A 21,438-nucleotide genomic window follows, 5' to 3' on the forward strand; every position below is an offset into this window, starting at 1 on the left:
CTGACCGTCGGCACAGCGCCCGACCGACGACGCAGCGCCTGAACCGGCTCGCCGCACCGGCGTTTCGTCCTACGCCGGTGCGGCGAGCCCCAGCGCCTGGCGGTACCAGGGGGCGGCGGCGGGCAGCCGGGCGAGGGGGCCGGGGCCGGGCGGGCAGGCGGCGAGGCGCCAGACGTCGTCCCCCCGGTACCAGTGGTCGCGGGCGATCAGGGAGAACTGCCGCTCGGAGACGCGGCCCGGGGTGGCGGCGAGCAGACGCCGGCATTCGTCCCACGAGGCGCCCGGGCCGTCCGCGCCGGGCAGGGCGGGCAGCAGGCCGAGGCCGGCCAGGGCGGCGAGCAGGTCACCGGCCCGGACCGGGTCGGGATGGCTCGCGTGCTGGACGCCGGGCGGGACGGCGTGGTCGTCCAGGGCGAGCGCGGCGATCAGCCGGGCCAGGTCGGCGCGGTCCACCACGGAGAGCCTGGCGTTCCCGCCCGCCCAGGGCACCGGCACCCGGCGGACCAGTTCGGCCAGCGCGGGCACCACCCAGCGGTCGCCCGTCCCGGTCACCAGGCCGGGCCGCAGCACGACGGCGCCGGCCGCCAGCGCGACGCGTTCGCCGAGCAGCCTGGTCCGGCTGGCCTCGGAGACCGGGGCGGCCGGCACCTCGTCGACCCCGATGCCGGAGTGCGGCCCCTCGCCGTACACCGCGGTCGTCGACAGGTGGACGATCCGGCGCACCCCGGCCCGGGTCGCGGCGGCCGTCACCGCCTCGGTGCCGCGCACGTTCACCGCCGCGCACTCCTCGGCGCCCCCGGAGACCCGGGAGGCCAGGTGGAGCAGGACGTCGGCACCCTCGCAGAGCGCGGCCAGCGCCGCCCCGTCGGCGAGGTCGCCCGGCACCCAGACGGCCGGGCCGCGCCCGTCCGGCACGTCGCGGGCCAGCGCGCGCACCATCGCGCCGCGGGCGGTCAAGGCGGCCAGCACCGCGGAGCCTATGAAGCCGGTCGCCCCGGTCAGCGCGACCGTGGTGCGCTCCGGGTGTCGCCGTCCCGCCGCCATGCCGCCCCCCTCGCCGTCCCACCGTGTCGCCGTCTCGGCGTGTCGCCGTCGACCGGCCGGTCAGTCTATCCAGCCGCCACCCGCCCGGCGGCCACCCGTACGGAGGGGGCGGGGCACGGCCCGAGGTAAGGCCCACCTAGGCTGTAGGCCAAGCAAAACGGGCGAACCGGACCCCCTCCAGGGGCCACCAGGACGGAAAGCAGGGCCCCCCGATGGGCGACGGAATGTCAGGCATGCACCACCACGGCGGGATGACCCAGCTAGGCCCGTTCACCTTGTCCAACGTCTGGACCTGGTCCCCCGACTGGGTGTTCCTGCTGGGCGGCCTGGCCGCCCTCGCGCTGTACGCGGCGGGCGTGGTCCGGCTCCACCGGCGCGGCGACCGCTGGCCGGTCGGCCGGATGGTCGGCTGGGCGGCCGGTGTCGGCAGCCTGATCCTGGTCACCTGCACCGGGCTGAACGACTACGGCATGGTGCTGTTCAGCGCGCACATGATCCAGCACATGGTGCTGTCCATGCTGACGCCGATCCTGCTGCTGCTGGGCGCCCCGATCACGCTGGCGCTGCGCGCGCTGCGGCCGGCCGGCCGGGGCCGCCCGCGCGGGCCGCGCGAGCTGCTGGTGGCGCTGCTGCACAGCCGCTACGTCCGGGTGATCTCGCACCCGGCCTTCACCATCCCGATGTTCATCGCGAGCCTGTACGGGGTCTACTTCACCCCGCTGTTCGACTTCCTGATGCAGTACCGCGCCGGGCACATCTTCATGATGGTGCACTTCCTCCTCACCGGTCTGGCCTTCTTCTGGCCGATCATGGGCGTGGACCCGGGCCCGCACCGCCCCGGCCATGTGATGCGGATCATCGAGCTGTTCATGGGCATGCCGTTCCACGCCTTCTTCGGCGTGGCCGTGATGATGGCCAGCCACCCGCTGGTCACCACCTTCACGGTGGAGGGCTCGCCGCCGGGCACCGACCTCCTGGAGGACCAGAAGCTGGCCGGCGGCATCACCTGGGCGTTCGGCGAGATCCCGACCGCGATCGTGCTGATCGCGCTGGTGTACCAGTGGATGCGCTCCGAACAACGGCAGGCCCGCCGCAGCGACCGCGCCGAGGAGCGCAGCGGCGACGCCGAGCTGGAGGCGTACAACGCCTATCTGGCCTCGCTGCACAAGCGCGGCCCGGGCCCGGCGGCCCCCGCCGCCCCGGCCTCCCCCGCCGCCGCTGTCACCCCCGTCACCCCGGCGGCCGACGTCGGCTGAGCCCGCCGCCGCCTGCACCACGGAACCCCCGTCCCCTGGAAACCGCCCAGTGGAACGGGGGTTCCGCCGTATACGTTCGGACGGTATGCACGCTCTGCTGATCGTCGCCGTCCTGCTCGGCGGGTACGTCCTGCTCTGGCTGCTCGGCTTCCTCGGCTGCGCGCTGCGGCAGGGGCGCCGCCCCGCCCCCGTCGGGGCGGACTACCTGGTCGTCCTCGGCGCCGCCCTGGACGGCTGCGAACCCGCCCCGCCGCTGGCGGCCCGGCTGGACGCCGCGCTGGAACGTTTCGCCGCCGAGGAGGCCGCCGGGCACGCGCCGCTGCTCCTGGTCACCGGCGGGAAGGGCCCGCACGAGGAGTGCACCGAGGCCGCCGCGATGGCCCGCTACCTGACCGCCAGGGGCGTCCCGGCCGACCGGATCCGGCGCGAGGAACGGGCCGTGAACACCGTCGAGAACCTGCGTTTCAGCGCGGCGCTGATGGCCGCCGAACGGCCCGGCTACCGGTGCACGGTCGTCACCAGCGGCTTCCACACCGCCCGCACCGCACTCGCCGCCCGCCGGGCCGGCGCCCCCGGCCGGGTGGTCGGCGCGGACGGACTGCTCGCCCACGGCCCGTACGCACTGCTGCGGGAGGCGGTCGGCACGGCACTCGCCTACCCGCGCGCCAACGCCGCCGCCCTCCTGCTGCTCACGGGCACCGGGGCCCTCCTCGGCTAGGTCCCGGGCCCGGCGGCTGCTACTGGAGCCTCCACTGCTGGTTCCAGCCGCTGTCGCAGGTCCAGACGCCCAGGGCCTTGGCGTCCTCGTCGTAGGTCAGGCAGTCCTGGTCGGTGATCCGGATCCGGTACTGGCCGTCGCCCTGCGCGACGAGCTGCCACTTCTGCTCGTCGGCGCCGGTCCACGGCTTGGCGTCGGCGACGTAGCCCTTGGTGTTCTCGGTCAGCGCGAGGCCGGACACGGCGCTGGTGATCTTGTAGCGGCCGTTGCCCAGTGCGGTGAACTGCCAGCCGGTGTTCTTGGGGCCACTGGTGCCGGCGAGGATCGAGGGGCCGGAGGCAGCCCCGGTGGCCACCGGGCCCCGGCCGGTCTTCACCTTCGGGTACAACAGCCCGGTCACGGCGTCACCGCCGCCGCCCTGGTGCGCGGGCACGCCGGGAGTGGCGGTACCGCCGGTGCCGACGCCCGGCGCCGTGCCGGGCTTGGCCGGGACGCCCGGGGTGGCGGTCCCGCCCGTGCTGACGCCCGGCACCGTGCCGGGCTTGGCCGGAACACCCGGGGTGGCGGTCCCACCGGTGCCGACGCCCGGCACCGTGCCGGGGATGCCGGGGGTGACGGGGACGCCCGGGGTGCCGGGGGTCCCCGCGATGTCGGCCGGGATCTCGCGGGCCGGGAAGTGGATGATCCGCTTGCTGTCGTAGCAGCGGATCAGCACGCAGGACCGGGAGGTGGTCACGGTCCGGTCCGAGTCGCTGCCGACGAAGGCCCAGTTCCCGTAGCCGCCGTCGCCCTTGTTGGTGAAGGTCGACTCGCCCGCGAAGACCCAGATCCGGAAGTCGTCGTAGCCGGTCGGGCCGCCCTCGCTGTCGTGGTGCTCCAGCTTGACGGTCTGGTCGATCAGCACCCCGCGCATGTCCGCCTCGTAGACGTTGCGGAACCAGAGGGTGTCGTACAGGTCGGTGCCGTCGTACTTGAACACCATCACGTTGAACCCCGGTGCGGCGGCGCTCAGTTGGCCAGCCATCCCCTGGGTGAACGCCGCGTTGTCGGCCTGCGCGGTGAGGGCCGCGCTGCGGAAGCCCCCGATCATGGCGCCGATGGAACTGATCAGCGCGCTGTAGCAGTTGCCGTTGCCGATGTTGGCGGGCCCGCCGACGCCCGGCTCGATGCCCGGACAGTCGGTCGCCGCCGAGGCCTGCTGCGGCACGGCCATCAGGCCGGTCGAGGCCAGGGCCGCCAACAGGGCGCCGGCGACGGCCCGTTGGGTGGCCCTGGTCGTCCGGCGGGAGGAAGCGCGCATGCTGAAGTGCCCCGATCATTCGGCGAGGTGGCGTCCGTCTGCGGATCCGCAGCGGAGAACGGTCCTCCGGATGCTAGGGCCGCTCACCGGCACCACCCGTGATCTTGACGGCTCCCTGACGAACCGTTGATGATCTTCCTCCGCGCCGGCCACCCAGGTCCTGGCCCCGCAGCGACCGCAGCGGCCGCAGCGCCGCGGAGGACGCCCGGAAAGCCGGGAGGCTCCCGGGTCCAGTACCGGACCCGGGAGCCTCCCGGTGCTTCGACTCCCCTGGGATCAGGCGAGGTTGGCGAGCACCTCGTTGAAGGTCTTGGACGGGCGCATCACCGCCGCGGCCTTGGCCGGGTCCGGCTGGTAGTAGCCGCCGAGGTCGACCGGCGAGCCCTGCACGGCGATCAGCTCTTCGACGATGGTCGTCTCCTGCTCGCCGAGCGCCTTGGCCAGGCCCTCGAACGCCTGGGCCAGCTCGGCGTCGGCGGCCTGCTGGGCCAGCTCCTGGGCCCAGTACAGGGCCAGGTAGAAGTGGCTGCCGCGGTTGTCGATGCCGCCGAGGCGGCGGCTCGGCGACTTGTCCTCGTTGAGGAAGGTGCCGGTGGCGCGGTCCAGGGTGTCGGCCAGCACCTGGGCGCGGGCGTTGTCGGTGCTGGTGGCCAGGTGCTCGAAGCTGGCGGCCAGGGCGAAGAACTCGCCCAGGCTGTCCCAGCGCAGGTAGTTCTCCTTGACCAGCTGCTGGACGTGCTTCGGGGCGGAGCCGCCGGCGCCGGTCTCGAACAGGCCGCCGCCCGCCATCAGCGGGACGACCGACAGCATCTTGGCGCTGGTGCCCAGTTCCAGGATCGGGAACAGGTCGGTCAGGTAGTCGCGCAGCACGTTGCCGGTCACCGAGATGGTGTCCTCGCCGCGGCGGATGCGCTCCAGCGAGAACGTGGTGGCCTCGACCGGGGACTTGATCTCGATCTGCAGGCCGGTGGTGTCGTGCTCCGGCAGGTACTTCTTGACCTTCTCGATCAGGACGGCGTCGTGGGCGCGGTTCTCGTCCAGCCAGAACACCGCCGGGTCGCCGGTGGCGCGGGCGCGGGTGACGGCCAGCTTGACCCAGTCCTGGATCGGCAGGTCCTTGGTCTGGCAGGCGCGGAAGATGTCGCCCGGCTGGACGGCCTGCTCCAGCACCACGTTGCCCTCGGCGTCGACGAGGCGGACGGTGCCGGCCGCGGCGATCTCGAAGGTCTTGTCGTGGCTGCCGTACTCCTCGGCCTTCTGGGCCATCAGACCGACGTTCGGGACGGAGCCGATGGTGGCCGGGTCCAGGGCGCCGTGGGCGCGGCAGTCGTCGATGACGGCCTGGTACACGCCGGAGTAGCTGCTGTCGGGCAGCACGGCGAGGGTGTCGGCCTCCTGGCCGTCCGGGCCCCACATGTGGCCGGAGGTGCGGATCATGGCCGGCATCGAGGCGTCGACGATGACGTCGCTCGGGACGTGCAGGTTGGTGATGCCCTTGTCCGAGTCGACCATCGCCAGGGCCGGGCCCTCGGCGAGCTCGGCCTCGAACGAGGCCTTGATCTCCGCGCCCAGGTGCGGCACGCCGTCCAGGCCGTTGAGGATGCCGCCGAGGCCGTTGTTCGGGTCCAGACCGGCGGCGACCAGCACCTCGCCGTACTTGGCGAAGGTCTTCGGGAAGAAGGCGCGGACCACGTGGCCGAAGATGATCGGGTCGGAGACCTTCATCATGGTGGCCTTGAGGTGGACCGAGAACAGCACGCCCTCGGCCTTGGCGCGCTCGACCTGGGCGGTCAGGAACTCGCGCAGGGCGGCGACGCGCATCACCGAGGCGTCGACGACCTCGCCGGCCAGCACCGGGACGCGCTCGCGCAGCACGGTGGCGCTGCCGTCCTCGGCGACCAGCTCGATGCGCAGCGCGCCGTCGGCGGCGATCACGGCGGACTTCTCGGTGGAGCGGAAGTCGTTCTCGCCCATGGTGGCGACGTTGGTCTCGGAGTCGGCCGACCAGGCACCCATGCGGTGCGGGTGGGTCTTGGCGTAGTTCTTCACCGAGCCCGGGGCGCGGCGGTCCGAGTTGCCCTCGCGCAGGACGGGGTTGACGGCGCTGCCCTTGACCTTGTCGTAACGGGCGCGGACGTCCTTGTCCTCGTCGGTCTGCGGGTCGTCCGGGTAGTCCGGGAGCGCGTAGCCCTGCGCCTGCAGCTCGGCGACGGCGGCCTTCAGCTGCGGGATGGACGCCGAGATGTTCGGCAGCTTGATGATGTTGGCGCCCGGGGTCTTGGCGAGGTCGCCCAGCTCGGCGAGGGCGTCCTCGATCCGCTGGCCCTCGGCGAGACGCTCCGGGAAGCTCGCGATGATCCGCCCGGCCAGGGAGATGTCGCGGGTCTCCACGCGCACACCCGCCGTCGAGGCGTATGCCTGGACAACCGGCAGGAACGAGTAGGTCGCCAGGGCCGGAGCCTCGTCGGTGTGCGTATAGATGATGGTCGAGTCAGTCATCGGTACTCCGCTTCACGTCTCCAACGTCTTGACGTCAAGATATCTCGTCACGGCCCCCTAGCTCCACCTCCCCCCGCCCCGGAGCGCGCGCCGGGTGCCCCGAGGGCGCGCCGACGGTCAGCTCCACCGTGGTCCCGGGGCGAGTGCGGGGCAAGCGGAGAGCGCTCAGACCTCGGTGAACCGGGCCGCCAGCTCCGTCTCGTCGGCGAGGAACCAGAGCTGTCGGCCGCGGTTGCTCTCCCGGACGAAGTCGCGCAGCGGGTCGCTCGCCGCGACGTGGGCGGCGATGTCGCCGAGGACCACCAGGCCGACGCGGTAGTTGACGAATTTCTGCACGATGCCGCCGGCGACCCGGGTGCGCAGCGTGAAGAAGTCCGGGTGCAGCCGGGCGACGGGGACGACCACCCAGGAGGCGCCGCGGCCGAACGCGTCGCCGATCACGTCCATGGCGTCCTGCTCCTCGCGGATCGGCGCGCCCTCGGCGGGCAGCCGCAGGACCATCGTGCCGTACTGCTCGGACATTGCCGTTCTCCCTGGTCGATGTGGGTTCGATGCGGATCCCGATGCGGATCCGGTGTGACCGACGCCATCCGGCGCGGCCGGCGCCGGCGCCTGGACGAGGTCTCAGTGCATGGACGAGGTCATCGTGTGGACGATGCCGAGCAGCGCGGCGGTGTCGGCCGGATCGCCGAGGACGACGAGCCGCAGGGTCTCCCGCTCCTCGTCGTGGACGGTCTCGACGTGCAGCGGCCAGCCGCCCTCGCGCGGGCCGGCGATCGCGGCCAGCACGGCGGTGGACAGCCGGTCGGCGGCGGCCCGGTCGACGTTCTCGATCCGGACGACGGCGGACACCTCGGCGCGCCGCGGGCCGGCACCGGGCACGGGCGCGGGCGGGGCGGCCGGGGCGCCGGTGAAGGCCTCCAGGTCCGCACGGGCGATCCGGTACTGCTTGCCGATCCTGGTCGCGGCGAGCCGACCGTCGCGGATGTAGCCGCGGACGGTGCGCACGTGCAGGCCGAGCAGTTCGGCCACCTGTTCCACCGAGTAGTACTGCGCCACCTGCGACCATCCTCTCGAACGTCCCCATCCGCAGGAAACATACCATCCGATAGAGATGTTTACGTAATAATAGGGAGTGGTTTAGTCCACTCGGGTGAACCGACCGTCAGGGCTGCGTCAACGCACCACCTCATTCGGTCAACGCCGCGTCAGGACCGGCGACGCCCGGCGGAACCCGGCCTAGCGTCGAAGCAGCAGTTCCGGCAGGCACCACCACCCCACCCGGGAGCACTCGCATGGCCCGCGTCGTCTGGCACGTTCCGGTCACCGTCTCCAGTACCGGCACCACCACCGCCCTCCGCCTCTTCCGCCTGCGCGACGGCCGCCGCTGCGCCGTCGGCTTCTCCAGCCCCGAGTCGCTCGCCGCCCTCTTCGGGCCGGACCAGGCCTTCACCGAATTCGGTGAACCCGCCCTGCGCGCGCTCACCGCCCCCCTCGGCATCGACACCCTCGTCCTCGACCCGCGCCTGGTCGCCCCGCCCGTCACCGCACCCGCCACCCCGCTCGCCCCCGCCCCGACCGCACAGCTCCAGCACCGGTGACCGCCCTCCAACTGGTCCCCGAGGACCCTGACCCCGAACCGGAACCACCCGAGCCGGCCCGGGCGCTGCACGCGCTCGCCCGGGTCAGCTACGGGCCGGTCCCGCTCGACTTCGACCGGCTGGCGGCCGAGCACCCGGCCGTCCAGGGCGGACTCTCCCTCGCCGGCGACGCCGACCTGGAACTCCGCCTCGCCTGCACCGGCCCCGAGGAACTGCGGGCGGTCGCCGCCGCCCTCCAGCGCGCCGGGGCCGCCAGGATCCGGATCGACCTGGTGCTGCGCGCCCTCACCCCCAGACCGGTCACCCTCCGCCCGGTTCCCTGAGCCCTGTCCCCGCGCCCCGGTCGGGCGGCAGCAGGGCCCCGCCCCGGTGCCGCCCGACCGTGATCCTTTCCTCGTCCCGCGCCCGCGACGTACCGTCAAGCCCAGAGGCGACGCACCCGGCTTGAGGAGCAGGCACGATGGACCGATTGACGTACGACGAGGTCAAGGCCGCCGGTGAGCGGATCGCCGGGAGGGTGCGGCCGGTCGCGGTCGCCCCCGGGGACGACCACGGGCGGACCTGGCTGGCGCTGGAATTCCTTCAGCACACCGGCAGCTTCAAGGCCCGCGGCGCGCAGAACTTCCTGCTCGCGCACGCCGAGGCGGGCACCCTCCCGGAGGCCGGGGTCACCATCGCCTCGGGCGGCAACGCCGGGCTGGCCTGCGCCTGGGCGGCGCGCGAGCTCGGCGTGCGCGCCACGGTGTTCCTGCCCGAGACGGCCTCCCCGGTGAAGCTGGCGCGGCTGCGCTCGTACGGCGCCGACGTGCGGCTGGTCGGCCGGGAGTACGCGGAGGCGCTGGCGGCCTGCGAGGAGTTCGCGGCGGACAGCGGGGCGCTGGCCTCGCACGCCTACGACCACCCGCTGATCGCCGCCGGGGCGGGCACCGTGCTGGAGGAGATCCGCGCCCGGGTCCCCGGGCTGGACACGGTGGTGGTGTCGGTCGGCGGCGGCGGGCTGTTCGCCGGGGTGGCCGTCGCGGCCCGCGAGCACGGCGTCCGGGTGGTCGCGGTGGAGCCGGAGGGCAGCCGGGCCCTGCACGCCGCCCTCGCCGCCGGCCACCCCGTCGACGTCCCGGTGTCCTCCGTGGCCCAGGACGCCCTCGGCGCCCGCCGCGCCACCGCCCTCGCCGTCCACGCCGCCCGCCACGAGGGCGTCCGGTCCGTCCTGGTCGACGACGAGGCCATCGTGCGCGCCCGCCGCCGGCTCTGGGAGGACCACCGCATCGCCGTCGAGTACGCGGCCTCCACCGCCCTCGCGGCCCTCGACCACGCGGAGGGCGAGCGGGTCGCCGTCCTCCTGTGCGGCGCCAACACCGACCCGTCCGACCTCGCCGCACCCTGACCGACGGCCGCCGGACGGCGGCTCCGGCCGCATCCGTCCCCCCACACGAAGACCTGCCCGCCGGTTCGGTAACCGGCGGGCAGGTCCCGTTATCGGCCGCACGCTACAGGCTCAGCACCGCCCGCAGGGCCCCGGCGACCTCCGCCTCCGGGTCGTCCGCCGCGCCCGTCGAGCGCCAGGCGACGAAGCCGTCCGGCCGGACCAGCACCGCGCCGGCCGGGCCGATCCCGTGCAGCTCCGCGAAGTCCGCGCCCGGCTCCGGCGCCAGGTCGTCCTCGGCGCCGCCGCCGATCCGGTAGGCGTCCAGCGGGACGGCCAGCCGGTCGGCCGCCCGCCGCGCCCCGGCCTGCCAGGCCGCGCCCTCGGGGCCGGTGAGCAGCACCATCGCCTGCTCGTACAGGTCCAGCGTGGACAGGCGCACGCCCGCCCGCAGCAGCCACTGGTGCGGGGCGCGGCTGCCCGGCTCCCCGGCCGACTCGAACGTCTCGGGGACGACCGCGCCCGCCGGGTCCGTCCCGGTCACCGCGCCCACCGGGTAGCGGTAGCCGAGCGCCACCCCGAGCACCCCGGTCTGCCGCCCGGCACCCGGCACCACCGCGTACCCGGGGTGGCTGTGCTCGGCCGAGCGGGCCGAGGCCCGCTCGCTGGTCACCTGCGCGACCGGGCGGCGCTCCTGCCCGTACGTCTCCAGCAGTTCCGGCCCGGCCCACCCGCAGAGCACCGCGGCGAGCTTCCAGGCCAGGTTGTGCGCGTCCTGGATGCCGGTGTTGGAGCCGAACGCGCCGGTCGGCGACATCTCGTGCGCGGAGTCCCCGGCGAGGAAGACCCGCCCGGCGCCGTACCGCTCGGCCACCCGCTCGGCGGCGTGCCAGGGCGCCCGGCCGGTCACCTCGACGTCGAGCTCCGGCAGGCCGACGGCGGTGCGGATGTGCCGCTCGCAGCGCTCGTCGGTGAACGCCTCCAGCGGCTCGCCGTGCTCGGGGTGCCAGGGCGCGTGGAAGACCCACTCCTCCTGGTTGTCCACCGGCAGCAGCGCGCCGTCCGCCTCCGGGTTGGTCAGGTAGCAGGCGATGAAGTGCCGGTCCCCGACCACGTCGGCCAGCCGCTTGGCGCGGAAGGTGATGCTGACGTTGTGGAACAGCTCGCCCTGGCCGCTCTGGCCGATGCCCAGGCGCTCGCGGGCCGGGCTGCGCGGGCCGTCCGCCGCGATCAGGTAGTCCGAGCGCACCCGGCGCTCCTCGCCGGTCTCCCGGCTGCGCAGCACCGAGGTGACACCCTCCGCGTCCTGCTCGAAGGAGAGCAGCTCGGTGTTGAAGCGGACGTCGCCGCCGAGGTCGCGGGTGGCGCGCAGCAGCACCGGCTCCAGGTCGTTCTGGCTGCACAGGCACCACGAGCTGGGGCTGAACCGGGCGAGCCGCCCGCCGGGGTCGATCTCCCGGAACAGCCACTCCTGCTCGGTGCCGGTCAGCGAGGGCGCCTGGAGGATGCCGTGGTTCGGGGCGAGGACCGACGCCGCCTCGCGGATCGCCGGCTCGATCCCGGCCACCCGGTACAGCTCCATCGTGCGGACGTTGTTGCCTCGGCCACGCGGGTGATGCGAGGTGTCGGCGTGCTTCTCGACCAGCAGGTGCCTGACACCCAGTCGGCCGAGGAAGAGCGAGGCCGACAGCCCGACCAGCGACCCTCCCACGATCAGGACCGGCACCCGGTCGTCAACCTTCGGATTCATCAATTGCTCCGCCCTGTCAGGGGATTCAGCGGACCGGTGGCTGGGATCGGGGCCGCCGTCGACGCGACCGCGCGACCGGGGGCCCCGCTCTTCCATCCCCCGCCCGAGGGTGCTTGTGCCGCCTCTTCGCCCGGATGGCCCGCAAATATCGCGGCACCCCGGTGCGCCGCTCACGATCGACTTCAGGCCTGGCGCCGACCGACCGGGCCGATCGCCGTCGCACCGCCCTCCCAAGCCGGGAGCACCCCCCGGACGCGGCCCACCGCGGCCCGCAACGTGCGGCCCAGAGCAGAAAGTGGATCATGACAACTCTGTCCGAACCGCAGCGGAAGCAGCAGGCCGACTCCGACACCCGGCTCCGGGTGGTACTGATGCTGGAGATCCAGGACGGCGCCCAGCAGCGCTTCCTCGACGTCTACGAGCAGCTGCGCCACCAGGTGGCCTCGGTGCCCGGCCATGTCAGCGACCAGCTGTGCCAGTCGATCAACGACCCCCGCCAGTGGCTGATCACCAGCGAGTGGGAGGACCAGGACACCTTCCTGGAGTGGGTGGACAGCCCCGCCCACCGCGAGATGGTCAAGCCGATGCACGGCTGCGTCAGCGACAACTTCCGCTCGCTGCGCTACGGCATCCTGCGCGAGACCTCGGCGGCCGGCTCCACCGGCACCCGGGCCCCGCTGGAGGTCCCGCCCGGCCTGCCGCGCACCGAGCCCGCCGGGCACGTCGGCCCGCCGAAGGCCGAGCCCGGCCCGGACGGCGTGGTCCGGCACGCGCTCACCTTCACGGTCAAGCCCGGCAGCGAGCACGAGGTGGCCCGGATCCTGTCCGGCTACGCCTCGCCCCGGGCCGAGGTGGACGAGCACACCCGGCTGCACCGCACCTCGCTGTTCATGCACGGCAACCGGGTGGTCCGGGCCGTCGAGGTGGTCGGCAACCTCGGCGACGCGCTGCGCCACGTGGCGATGCAGCCGGAGGTGCGGGCCGTCGAGGAGGCGATCAACCCGTACCTGGAGGAGGCCCGCCAGCTGGGCGACCCGCAGGCCGCGCGCGCCTTCTTCGCCCGGGCCGCGCTGCCGGCGAAGCACCAGGCGATCGCCAGCTCCCCGACCTCCGCCCGGCTGCACCGGCACGCCGTGCTGTACCCCGTCCGCCCGGGCGAGGGGCAGGCCGTCGCCGAGCTGCTCGCCGACTACGACAACCTCGCCACCGCCGACCCGACCGGCCCGGTCGCGGCCAGCACCGTGTTCCACCGGGCGGACGTGGTGGTGCGCCTGGTCGACCTGCGGGTGCCGGCCGAGGCCGACCCGGCGGCCGCCCTCGGCGTGGCGGGCGACCAGGAGGCCCTCGCGCTCGGCCGGCTGCTCGACCTCGGCCCGCAGGGCGACCTGCGCACCGCCACCGGGCTCGCCGCCGCCCTCGCCGCCCGCGCCATGAACCCGGTCACCGACCGCAGCTCGCAGGACAACTGAAGAACCAGCCGCATCTCTCGGAGGAAAACACCATGACCACGCAGTACCCACGGATCGTGCACGTCGACGAGGCACCGGAGAACCGTCGGCGCGGCGGCGACCTGCGCGCCATGCTCACCCCGACCACCTGCGGGGCGACCAGCGGGTTCATGGGGCTGGCGATCGTCCAGCCCGGCGAGCGGATCGGCGAGCACTACCACCCGTACTCCGAGGAGTTCGTGTTCGTGGTCAGCGGCGACCTGGAGGTGGACCTGGACGGCGAGAGCCGTCCGATCAAGCCCAACCAGGGCCTGATGATCCCGATCAACATGCGCCACCGCTTCCGCAACGTCGGCGACACCGAGGCCCGGATGGTGTTCCACCTCGGCCCGCTCGCCCCCCGCCCCGAGCTCGGCCACGTGGACACCGAGGAGACCGGCGCCGCCGGGCCGCCGGAACACGCCAAGGTGGCCTCGTGACCCGGCGCGTCGCCGTCACCGGGATCGGCGTCGTCGCGCCCGGCGGGGTCGGGGTCCGGGCGTTCTGGGAGCTCCTCACCGCCGGCCGCACCGCCACCCGGGGCATCACGCTCTTCGACCCCACCGGGTTCCGCTCCCGGATCGCCGCCGAGGTCGACTTCGACCCGGCGGCCTACGGGCTGAGCCCGGCGGACGTCCAGCGGGCCGACCGCTACGTGCAGTTCGCGATGGTCGCGGCGGACGAGGCGATCGCCGACGCGGGCCTGGATCTGGCCGCCGAGGACCCGTGGCGGATCGCCGTCTCGCTCGGCACCGCCGTCGGCGGCACCACCCGGCTGGAGCACGACTACGCCCTGGTCAGCGCCGGCGGCGCCCGCTGGGACGTCGACCACCAGCGGGCCGAACCGCAGCTGCACCGGGCCTTCGCGCCCAGCACGCTGGCCTCCACGGTCGCCGAGCGCACCGGCGCGCACGGCCCGGTGCAGACCGTCTCCACCGGCTGCACCTCCGGCCTCGACGCGATCGGCTACGGCTTCCAGGCCGTCGAGGAGGGGCGCGCCGACATCTGCATCGCCGGCGCCTCCGACTCGCCGATCTCGCCGATCACCGTCGCCTGCTTCGACGCCATCAAGGCCACCAGCGAGCGCAACGACGACCCGGAGCACGCCTCCCGGCCCTTCGACGCCCACCGGGACGGCTTCGTCCTCGGCGAGGGCGGCGCCGTCCTGGTGCTGGAGGAACTGGAGCACGCCCGCCGCCGCGGCGCCCGGATCTACGGCGAGATCGGCGGCTTCGCCACCTTCGGCAACGCCTACCACATGACCGGCCTCACCCAGGAGGGGCTGGAGATGTCCCGGGCGATCGACGACGCGCTCGCCCACGCCCGGGTGGACCGCACCGACGTCGGCTACGTCAACGCGCACGGTTCGGGCACCAAGCAGAACGACCGGCACGAGACCGCCGCCGTCAAGCGCTCGCTCGGCGCCCACGCCTACCGGACGCCGATGAGCTCCATCAAGTCGATGGTCGGGCACTCGCTCGGCGCGATCGGCGCCATCGAGGTGGTCGCCTGCACCCTGGCGCTGGCCCACGGCGTGGTGCCGCCGACCGCCAACTACGAGACCCCCGACCCGGAGTGCGACCTCGACTACGTGCCGCGCACCGCGCGCGAGCTGCCGCTGAGCCACATCCTCTCGGTCGGCAGCGGATTCGGCGGATTCCAGTCCGCCGTCGTGCTCAACAGAACGGGGTGAGTGTCATGACGTCACGTCAGCAGGGCCGCCGGGCGGTGGTCACCGGCCTCGGCGTGGTGGCGCCGAACGGCGTTGGGGCCGACGCCTTCTGGAAGGCCACCAGGCAGGGCGTGAGCGTCCTCGACCGGATCACCCGCGAGGGCTGCGACGGGCTGCCGCTGCGCGTCGCCGGCCAGGTGCGGGACTTCGACCCGCGGGCCGCGATCGACAGCCGGTACCTGGTGCAGACCGACCGGTTCACGCACTACGCGATGGCCGCCGCCGACCTGGCGGTGGCGGACGCCGGGTTCCACCCCGACCCCGAACATCCCTTCGCGGTCGGGGTGGTGACCGCGGCCGGCTCCGGCGGCGGCGAGTTCGGCCAGCGCGAGCTCCAGCAGCTCTGGGGCCAGGGGCCGCAGTTCGTCGGCCCGTACCAGTCCATCGCCTGGTTCTACGCGGCCAGCACCGGCCAGATCTCGATCCGCGGCGGCTACAAGGGCCCGTGCGGGGTGGTCGCCAGCGACGAGGCCGGCGGCCTGGACGCGCTCGCGCACGCGGCCCGCACGATCGAGCGCGGCACCGACGCGGTGGTGGCCGGCGCCGCCGAGGCGCCGCTGGCGCCGTACTCGATGGTCTGCCAGCTCGGCTACCCGGAGGTCAGCCTCGCCGGGCAGCCCGACCGGGCCTATCTGCCGTTCACCGCGCAGGCCTGCGGCTTCGCCCCCGCCGAGGGCGGCGCGATGCTGCTGCTGGAGGACGAGCAGGCGGCCCGGCGGCGCGGTGCCGCCGTCCGGGCCCACCTGGCCGGACACGGCTCCACCTTCACCGGGGCCTCCCGCTGGGAGGAGTCCCGCGAGGGGCTGGCCGCCGCGATCCGCATCGCCCTGGACGAGGCCAGGATCGCGCCCGAGGAGATCGACGTGGTCTTCGCGGACGCGCTCGGCGTCCCGGCCGCCGACCGGGCCGAGGCGCTCGCACTGGCCGACGCGCTCGGCCCGGCGGCCGAACGCGTCCCGGTCACCGCCCCCAAGTCCGGCACCGGACGGGCCTACTGCGGCGCGCCGCTGCTGGACGTGGCGGCCGCCGTCCTGGCCATGGAGGACGGCGTGCTGCCGCCCACCCCGAACGTCACCGAGGTCAGCCACGACCTCGCCCTGGTGACCGGCCGCGCCCGTCCGGCCGAACTGCGCACCGCACTGGTGCTCAGCCGCGGGCTGATGGGTTCCAACTCCGCGCTGGTGCTCCGGTGCGGAGACCGGCCCTGAGACCGCACCCGCAATTCCACCGAAGGGACACCCCGTGAGCAACACCCTCAGCTATCCCGAGCTGGCCGCCCTGATCCAGGCCCGGGCCGGCGTCACCGTCGACCCGCTCCACCTGGAGCGCCCGGGCGCGCAGTTCGACGAGTTCGGCGTCGACTCGCTCGGCCTGCTCGGCGTCGTCGGCGAGCTGGAGAACCGGCACGGCCTCAAGGTCACCTCGGGCGCCGAGTCCGCCAAGACCCCGGCCGAGTTCCTGCAGCTCGTCAACACCTCCCTCCTCTCCCCGAAAGCTGGTGCCTGAGATGCCCGGACACACCGACAACGAGATCGTCATCGCCGCCCCCCTCGACCTGGTCTGGGAGATCACCAACGACCTGGAGAACTGGCCGGACCTCTTCAGCGAGTACGCCTCGGTGGAGGTGCTGGAGCGCGACGGCGACAGCGTCCGCTTCCGGCTCACCATGCACCCCGACGAGAACGGCCAGGTGTGGAGCTGGGTCTCCGAGCGCACCACCGACAAGTCCTCGCTCGCGGTGCGCGCCCGCCGGGTCGAGCCCGGCCCGTTCGAGTTCATGGACATCCGCTGGGAGTACGCGGAGGTCCCGGCCGGGACGAGGATGCGCTGGATCCAGGACTTCGCGATGAAGCCCACCGCCCCGGTCGACGACCACGGCATGGTCAACCACATCAACCGCAACTCCCGGATCCAGCTGGAGCTGATCCGCGAGAAGGTCGAGAAGCGGGCGGCGGAGCGGTGACCGGAATGCACCGCGCCCTGATCGTCGCCCGGATGAAGCCCGAGGCCGCACCGGACATCGCCGAGGTGTTCGCCACGTCCGACCAGGGCGAACTGCCGCACCTGATCGGCGTCACCGGCCGCAGCCTGTTCCAGTTCGGCGACGTCTACCTGCACCTCATCGAGGCCGACCGCCCGCCGGGCCCGGCCGTCGCCAAGGTCATCGGCCACCCGGAGTTCCGGTCCGTCAGCGACCAGCTGACCGCCTTCGTCCAGGCCTACGACCCGGCCACCTGGCGCGAGCCGAAGGACGCCATGGCGCACGAGTTCTACCGCTGGGACCGCTGACCCCGCCCCACCCGTCCCGCTCGTCCTGGGCCCGCCCCCGGCCATCCGCCGGGGGCGGGCCCACGTGCGCGTCCGGCCCGATCGGACGTGGCGTCAGCGCCGCCCGCGACCGGCCCGACACAGCGTCAGCGCCAACCGAGCCGGCCCGACGCGGCGTCAGCACCGTCCGGACCCGACCGACGCGGCGTCAGCGCCGTCCGGACCCGCCCGACGCGGCGTCAGCGCCGTCCAGGTGGGCCCGACACGCCGTCAGCGCAGCACCCGCGCGGCCCGACTCGGCCCGGACCGCCGCGAATCCTCTTCACCCGTCTCGCTGGGGCACCCGGGTGAACCGGGCCGGGACTCCACTCGAACCGAGCACAGTCCGCACCCAAGCAGCCACTCTCCGGTGGCGGCGGACGTCGCGGTGGTTGACGGTGAATCAGACGCAGTACCCACGAATTCCCTTGTCCGGCGCCGTGCCGGCGGTCGCGGGCCTGTGTATCGGAAGGATCAACCTCATGCGTTCTGCACGCACTCTGCTCGCCGGGGCGGCTGTCGCCGCCGTTCTCACCGTCGGCACCCCCATGGCCTTCGCCGACGGCTCCGCCGACCAGGCGAAGAGCCTCACCTCGCAGGACCAGTCCGACCGCGGCGACGAGCACGGTCGCGGCGACGACCGGGGCGACGAGCACGGCCGCGGCGAAGGCCGTGGCGACGAGCACGGCCGTGGCGAGGGTCGCGGCGACGAGCACGGCCGTGGCGAGGGTCGCGGCGACGAGCACGGCCGTGGCGAAGGCCGCGGCGACGAGCACGGCCGTGGCGAAGGCCGCGGCGACGAGCACGGTCGCGGCGAAGGCCGTGGCGACGACAAGGGCGGCGAAGGCCGTGGCGGCGACAAGGGCGGCGAAGGCCGTGGCGGCGACAAGGGCGGCGAGGGTCGCGGCGGCGAGCACGGCCGTGGTGGCGAGCACGGCCGCAAGGGCCCGCACGGCGGCGTGCACGCCGGCGGTGGCGGCCTGGCGATGGTCGAGACCGGCACCACGCTGTCCGGTGGCGGCCTCGCCTCCGGCGCCGTCCTCCTGATCGGCGGCCTCGGGGCCGGCGCGTACGCGCTGCGCCGCAACCGCCGCAACACCGGCGCCACCATCTGACGTCCGGCATCTGACGCCGCCCCCACGCGCCTCCCCACCAGGGCGGCGCGCACGGGGGCGGCGGGTCGTTTTGGACCTTCTGGACCTTTTCGGGCCGTCACCGGCCCGGCTGCGCATGGGAATGGAGAAAGAGGAGCGATGGGCGGTCCCGTCCCTGGAATGTCCCGACTGCTGCGCACCGGCATCGGTGCGGCGGCGGTCGGTCTGCTGCTGATGTACAACTCGGTCGACACCACGCCGAGAGCCAACTCGGCGTCCCGCATGACCCGTCCCCCGGCGATCGTCGCGCCGGCCACCCCCCGCCCGTCCCCACCGGCCACCACCCCCGCGGACGCCCCCACGGAGGCCGCCGAGGAGGCCCCCGCGGAGGCCACCCAGGACCCGGCCCCTGCGACACCGGCGCTGGGCCGCGCCAATCCGACCCGGCTGCGGATCCCGCAGATCGGCGTCGACGCCCCGTTCACCGAGCTGACGCTCGATCCGGAGGGCCAGCTCACCGCGCCGCCGCCGGACGACGACAACCTGGTCGGCTGGTACCGGGACGGTGTCTCCCCGGGCGAGCTCGGCAGCTCGGTGGTCGCCGGGCACGTGGACACCACCACGGGCCCGGCGGTGTTCCTGATGCTGAGCCAGCTGCAACCGGACCAGCAGATCGAGGTGGGGCGCGCGGACGGCACGGTCGCGGTGTTCTCGGTGGACTCGGTGGAGGCCTTCCCCAAGAACGCCTTCCCGGACGACAAGGTGTACGGCCAGACGCCCGACGCCCAGCTGCGGCTGATCACCTGCGGCGGTGCGTACGACAAGGGCCAGAAGGACTACTCGGACAACGTGGTGGTCTTCGCGCACCTGGATTCCTCGCACCCGGCCTGACCGGCAACGCGAACGACCGCCGCCCCCAACTCCCGGGGGACGGCGGTCGTTCGCGTAAGGGCCGGTGCTCAGCCGCGCACGGTGGCCTCGAAGGCGTGCAGGTAGGGGTTGACCGGGTGGACGTCCGCGACGTCCAGTCCGGCGTCCTCCATCAGCCGCACCATGCTCTCCTTGGAGTGCTTGGCGCCGCCGACGTTGAGCAGCAGCATCAGGTCCATCGCGGTGGTGAAGCGCATCGACGGGCTGTCGTCGACCAGGTTCTCCACCACCACGACGCGGGCGCCGGGCCGGGCCGCGGCGACCACGTTGGCGAGGGTGCGGCGGGTGCTCTCGTCGTCCCACTCCAGGATGTTCTTGATGATGTAGAGGTCGGCGCGGACCGGGATCTCCACCCGGCAGTCACCGGGCACCAGCCGGGCGCGGGCCGAGAAGGCGCCGCCGTCCTGGAGCCGGGGTTCGGCGCCGGCGACCACCTTGGGCAGGTCGAGCAGGGTGCCGTGCAGCGCCGGGTGCTTCTCCAGCAGGCTGGCCAGCACGTGCCCCTGGCCGCCGCCGATGTCCGCCACCGAGTCGACGCCGGTGAGGTCCAAGTACTCGGCGAGGTCGTGGGCGGACTGCCGGCTGGAGGCGGTCATCGCCTTGTCGAAGACCTTCGCGGAGTCGCCCGCGTCGCTGTGCAGGTAGTCGAAGAACTCCTTGCCGAACAGCTCGGGGAAGACGTTGCGGCCGGAGCGGACCGCCTCGTCCAGCTTGGGCCAGGCCTCCCAGGTCCACGGCTCGGTGCACCAGAGGGAGATGTAGCGCAGCGAGTTGGGCGCGTCCTCGCGCAGCAGGCGGGACATCTCGGTGTGCTCGAAGCGGTCGTCGGAGGTCTCGGAGAAGATGCCGTAGCAGGTGAGCGCGCGCAGCAGGCGGCACAGCGGCAGGGGCTCGGTGTCGAGGGCGGCGGCGAGTTCGGTGACGCTGGTCGGGGTGTCGCCGAGCACGTCGGCGACGCCGAGCCGGGCGGCCGCGCGGACGGCGGCGGCGCAGGCGGCGCCGAAGACGAGCTCGCGCAGGCGCATCGCGGCCTGGGGAGTGGGGGGCGGTGCGATGGTCATGGGAGGTCTTCCTTGTCGACGGGGCGGGGGTGCCGGGGGCGCGTACCGGGGGCGGGTCGTACCGGGTGCGGGTGCCGCGGCTCAGCAGCGGCCGGACGGATCGGACCGCGCGCAGGTGTTGCGGGCGAACGCGTTCTCGCCGGTGTCGCGGTCGGCGATGTCGGCCGGGCTGTTGCCGCTCAGGTGGTTGTCGGCGACGGTGTTGCGGGCGTTGGCGACGCCGACGGCGCTCTTGAAGAGGACGATCCCGCCGGAGAAGTCCGAGCTGCCGACGTTGTCGTGGACCTCGTTGTCGGTGACCCGGGTGTCCTCGACCCCGGTGAGCACGATGCCCGCGCCCTGGATGGCGCCCAGCCGCGGGTTGGCCGGGCAGAACATGTTGTTGGCGACGACCCGGTTGCGGCGCACGTCGAGGTCCCCGGCCCGGGGCACGCCCTCGTCGCCGACCACGAAGACGCCGGCGCAGTTGCCGCGGAGCTCGTTGTCCTGGACGGCCAGCCCGCGCAGTCGGCGGACGGTGACGCCGACCCGGTTCTCGGTCAGCTCGTTGCCCTCCACGACGGTGCCCCCGGTGTCGGGCGCGCCGCCCTCGCGGTAGGCGTAGTTGGCGAGGAAGACACCGGACTGGCCGTTGCGGGTCGCGCGGTTGCCGACGATCCGGGCCCGGGTGGAGATCTCCTGGCTGATGCCCTGCTGGGCGTTGTCGTGGACGTAGGTGTCGCGCACGGTCAGGCCGGTGGTGCCGCTGGCGTCGATGCCGTTCTTGCGGAAGCCGGTGACGGCGAGGGTCTCGATGGTGACGTCCGGCAGCGGGGCCGCCTCGGTGCCGTCCACGCAGAGGCCGTGTCCGGCGGTGGCGCAGGCGTTCTCGGTGCCGTCCCCGGGGGTGATCACGCTGTCCGCGCCGGCGCCGCGCAGGGTGAGGCCCGGGGTGGTGATGCGGACGCTGCCGGGGTAGGTGCCGGCGAGCAGTTGGACGGTGTCGCCGGGGAGGGCGGCGTCGACGGCCTGCTGAATCGATTCGCCCGGCTGGACGACGTGCAGGCCGTCGGCGGCGTGGGCCGCGGGCGCGGCGGCCAGGGTGGCGAGGACGGTGGTCAGGGCGGTGGCGGCGGCGGTGGCCGCGGCGAAGTGGTGGACCCGTCGCGTGGGCATGAGTGGTGACCTGTTCTTTCCGGCGCGCTCGCCGGGGTGCGGCCGGAGCCTGCCGGGCGGCGCGCTAGGTACGCGGTGTCTGTTCTTACACGGTGTGCTTGGGCAGTGACGGCCGGTGGGTGCGGCCGACTCGACGCTATG

General features: G+C 73.9%; 22 protein-coding genes. 14 read left to right on the plus strand and 8 right to left on the minus strand.

Features of this window, described 5'->3' with window-relative positions; all coding sequences use genetic code 11:
- Nucleotides 1–69 precede the first annotated feature (69 nt).
- Nucleotides 70–1,044: an NAD-dependent epimerase/dehydratase family protein gene (locus AB0R04_RS13955; RefSeq protein WP_363370878.1), complete on the minus strand. Its 975-nt coding sequence runs from the start codon at nucleotides 1,042–1,044 to the stop codon at nucleotides 70–72.
- Between the two features lie 233 nt (nucleotides 1,045–1,277).
- Between AB0R04_RS13955 and AB0R04_RS13960 the strand changes: the two genes are divergently transcribed.
- Nucleotides 1,278–2,300, plus strand: a complete 1,023-nt coding sequence (locus tag AB0R04_RS13960; RefSeq protein WP_363370881.1) for a cytochrome c oxidase assembly protein — start codon at nucleotides 1,278–1,280, stop codon at nucleotides 2,298–2,300.
- 85 nt (nucleotides 2,301–2,385) lie between these two features.
- On the plus strand, nucleotides 2,386–3,018 hold the full coding sequence (locus AB0R04_RS13965) for a YdcF family protein (protein WP_363370884.1): 633 nt from the start codon (nucleotides 2,386–2,388) through the stop codon (nucleotides 3,016–3,018).
- A gap of 19 nt (nucleotides 3,019–3,037) precedes the next feature.
- On the opposite strand, the gene AB0R04_RS13970 is transcribed toward AB0R04_RS13965, so the two are convergent.
- From AB0R04_RS13970 to AB0R04_RS13985, 4 genes are all read right to left on the minus strand, one after another.
- Nucleotides 3,038–4,318: an RICIN domain-containing protein gene (locus AB0R04_RS13970; RefSeq protein ID WP_363370887.1), complete on the minus strand. Its 1,281-nt coding sequence runs from the start codon at nucleotides 4,316–4,318 to the stop codon at nucleotides 3,038–3,040.
- Nucleotides 4,319–4,594: 276 nt separating this feature from the next.
- Nucleotides 4,595–6,817 (minus strand): NADP-dependent isocitrate dehydrogenase, encoded by a 2,223-nt coding sequence (locus AB0R04_RS13975; RefSeq protein ID WP_363370890.1) that lies wholly within the window; start codon nucleotides 6,815–6,817, stop codon nucleotides 4,595–4,597.
- A gap of 165 nt (nucleotides 6,818–6,982) precedes the next feature.
- Complete coding sequence (locus tag AB0R04_RS13980; protein ID WP_363371076.1) at nucleotides 6,983–7,318, minus strand: DUF4180 domain-containing protein; 336 nt, start codon at nucleotides 7,316–7,318, stop codon at nucleotides 6,983–6,985.
- Between the two features lie 123 nt (nucleotides 7,319–7,441).
- Nucleotides 7,442–7,876 (minus strand): helix-turn-helix domain-containing protein, encoded by a 435-nt coding sequence (locus tag AB0R04_RS13985; protein WP_363370893.1) that lies wholly within the window; start codon nucleotides 7,874–7,876, stop codon nucleotides 7,442–7,444.
- A 236-nt stretch (nucleotides 7,877–8,112) separates the two neighbouring features.
- On the opposite strand from AB0R04_RS13985, the gene AB0R04_RS13990 reads away from it, so the two are divergent.
- The 3 genes from AB0R04_RS13990 (at nucleotide 8,113) to AB0R04_RS14000 (ending at nucleotide 9,802) form a co-directional block, all read left to right on the plus strand.
- Nucleotides 8,113–8,418 (plus strand): SAV_915 family protein, encoded by a 306-nt coding sequence (locus AB0R04_RS13990; protein WP_063350301.1) that lies wholly within the window; start codon nucleotides 8,113–8,115, stop codon nucleotides 8,416–8,418.
- Entirely contained in the window at nucleotides 8,415–8,741 is a 327-nt protein-coding gene (locus AB0R04_RS13995; protein WP_063350300.1) for a hypothetical protein, read from the plus strand. The genes AB0R04_RS13990 and AB0R04_RS13995 overlap by 4 nt, the downstream gene beginning before the upstream one ends.
- A 137-nt stretch (nucleotides 8,742–8,878) precedes the next feature.
- Nucleotides 8,879–9,802: a serine/threonine dehydratase gene (locus AB0R04_RS14000; RefSeq protein WP_363370898.1), complete on the plus strand. Its 924-nt coding sequence runs from the start codon at nucleotides 8,879–8,881 to the stop codon at nucleotides 9,800–9,802.
- 103 nt (nucleotides 9,803–9,905) lie between these two features.
- Here the strand turns inward: AB0R04_RS14000 and AB0R04_RS14005 are convergent, their stop codons facing one another.
- Nucleotides 9,906–11,531 carry an FAD-dependent monooxygenase gene (locus AB0R04_RS14005; protein ID WP_363370901.1) on the minus strand — a complete coding sequence of 542 codons (1,626 nt, stop codon included), beginning with the start codon at nucleotides 11,529–11,531 and terminating at the stop codon, nucleotides 9,906–9,908.
- Between the two features lie 302 nt (nucleotides 11,532–11,833).
- On the opposite strand from AB0R04_RS14005, the gene AB0R04_RS14010 reads away from it, so the two are divergent.
- The 9 genes from AB0R04_RS14010 (at nucleotide 11,834) to AB0R04_RS14050 (ending at nucleotide 19,042) form a co-directional block, all read left to right on the plus strand.
- Nucleotides 11,834–13,000 carry a SchA/CurD-like domain-containing protein gene (locus tag AB0R04_RS14010; RefSeq protein ID WP_363370904.1) on the plus strand — a complete coding sequence of 389 codons (1,167 nt, stop codon included), beginning with the start codon at nucleotides 11,834–11,836 and terminating at the stop codon, nucleotides 12,998–13,000.
- Nucleotides 13,001–13,032: 32 nt separating this feature from the next.
- Complete coding sequence (locus AB0R04_RS14015) at nucleotides 13,033–13,458, plus strand: cupin domain-containing protein (RefSeq protein WP_063350296.1); 426 nt, start codon at nucleotides 13,033–13,035, stop codon at nucleotides 13,456–13,458.
- On the plus strand, nucleotides 13,455–14,711 hold the full coding sequence (locus tag AB0R04_RS14020; RefSeq protein ID WP_363370907.1) for a beta-ketoacyl-[acyl-carrier-protein] synthase family protein: 1,257 nt from the start codon (nucleotides 13,455–13,457) through the stop codon (nucleotides 14,709–14,711). Before AB0R04_RS14015 ends, AB0R04_RS14020 begins: the two co-directional genes overlap by 4 nt.
- A gap of 5 nt (nucleotides 14,712–14,716) precedes the next feature.
- The gene (locus AB0R04_RS14025) at nucleotides 14,717–15,958 is read left to right on the plus strand and encodes a beta-ketoacyl synthase N-terminal-like domain-containing protein (protein ID WP_063350294.1); all 1,242 of its coding nucleotides are present in this window, start codon (nucleotides 14,717–14,719) and stop codon (nucleotides 15,956–15,958) included.
- A gap of 34 nt (nucleotides 15,959–15,992) precedes the next feature.
- The gene (locus tag AB0R04_RS14030) at nucleotides 15,993–16,256 is read left to right on the plus strand and encodes an acyl carrier protein (protein ID WP_363370910.1); all 264 of its coding nucleotides are present in this window, start codon (nucleotides 15,993–15,995) and stop codon (nucleotides 16,254–16,256) included.
- Nucleotide 16,257: 1 nt separating this feature from the next.
- Nucleotides 16,258–16,713, plus strand: coding sequence for an SRPBCC family protein (locus tag AB0R04_RS14035; RefSeq protein WP_063350292.1), 456 nt, complete (start codon nucleotides 16,258–16,260; stop codon nucleotides 16,711–16,713).
- A 5-nt stretch (nucleotides 16,714–16,718) separates the two neighbouring features.
- Nucleotides 16,719–17,039, plus strand: coding sequence for a TcmI family type II polyketide cyclase (locus tag AB0R04_RS14040; protein ID WP_063351612.1), 321 nt, complete (start codon nucleotides 16,719–16,721; stop codon nucleotides 17,037–17,039).
- 500 nt (nucleotides 17,040–17,539) lie between these two features.
- Nucleotides 17,540–18,172: a hypothetical protein gene (locus AB0R04_RS14045; RefSeq protein ID WP_363370913.1), complete on the plus strand. Its 633-nt coding sequence runs from the start codon at nucleotides 17,540–17,542 to the stop codon at nucleotides 18,170–18,172.
- A 159-nt stretch (nucleotides 18,173–18,331) separates the two neighbouring features.
- The gene (locus AB0R04_RS14050; protein ID WP_363370915.1) at nucleotides 18,332–19,042 is read left to right on the plus strand and encodes a class F sortase; all 711 of its coding nucleotides are present in this window, start codon (nucleotides 18,332–18,334) and stop codon (nucleotides 19,040–19,042) included.
- Nucleotides 19,043–19,110: 68 nt separating this feature from the next.
- On the opposite strand, the gene AB0R04_RS14055 is transcribed toward AB0R04_RS14050, so the two are convergent.
- Nucleotides 19,111–20,142 (minus strand): methyltransferase, encoded by a 1,032-nt coding sequence (locus AB0R04_RS14055; RefSeq protein ID WP_063350289.1) that lies wholly within the window; start codon nucleotides 20,140–20,142, stop codon nucleotides 19,111–19,113.
- Between the two features lie 81 nt (nucleotides 20,143–20,223).
- Nucleotides 20,224–21,297: a right-handed parallel beta-helix repeat-containing protein gene (locus AB0R04_RS14060; RefSeq protein WP_363370918.1), complete on the minus strand. Its 1,074-nt coding sequence runs from the start codon at nucleotides 21,295–21,297 to the stop codon at nucleotides 20,224–20,226.
- Nucleotides 21,298–21,438: the final 141 nt, after the last annotated feature.

The organism is Kitasatospora sp. NPDC056731 (assembly GCF_040687675.1).
Classification (GTDB): domain Bacteria; phylum Actinomycetota; class Actinomycetes; order Streptomycetales; family Streptomycetaceae; genus Kitasatospora.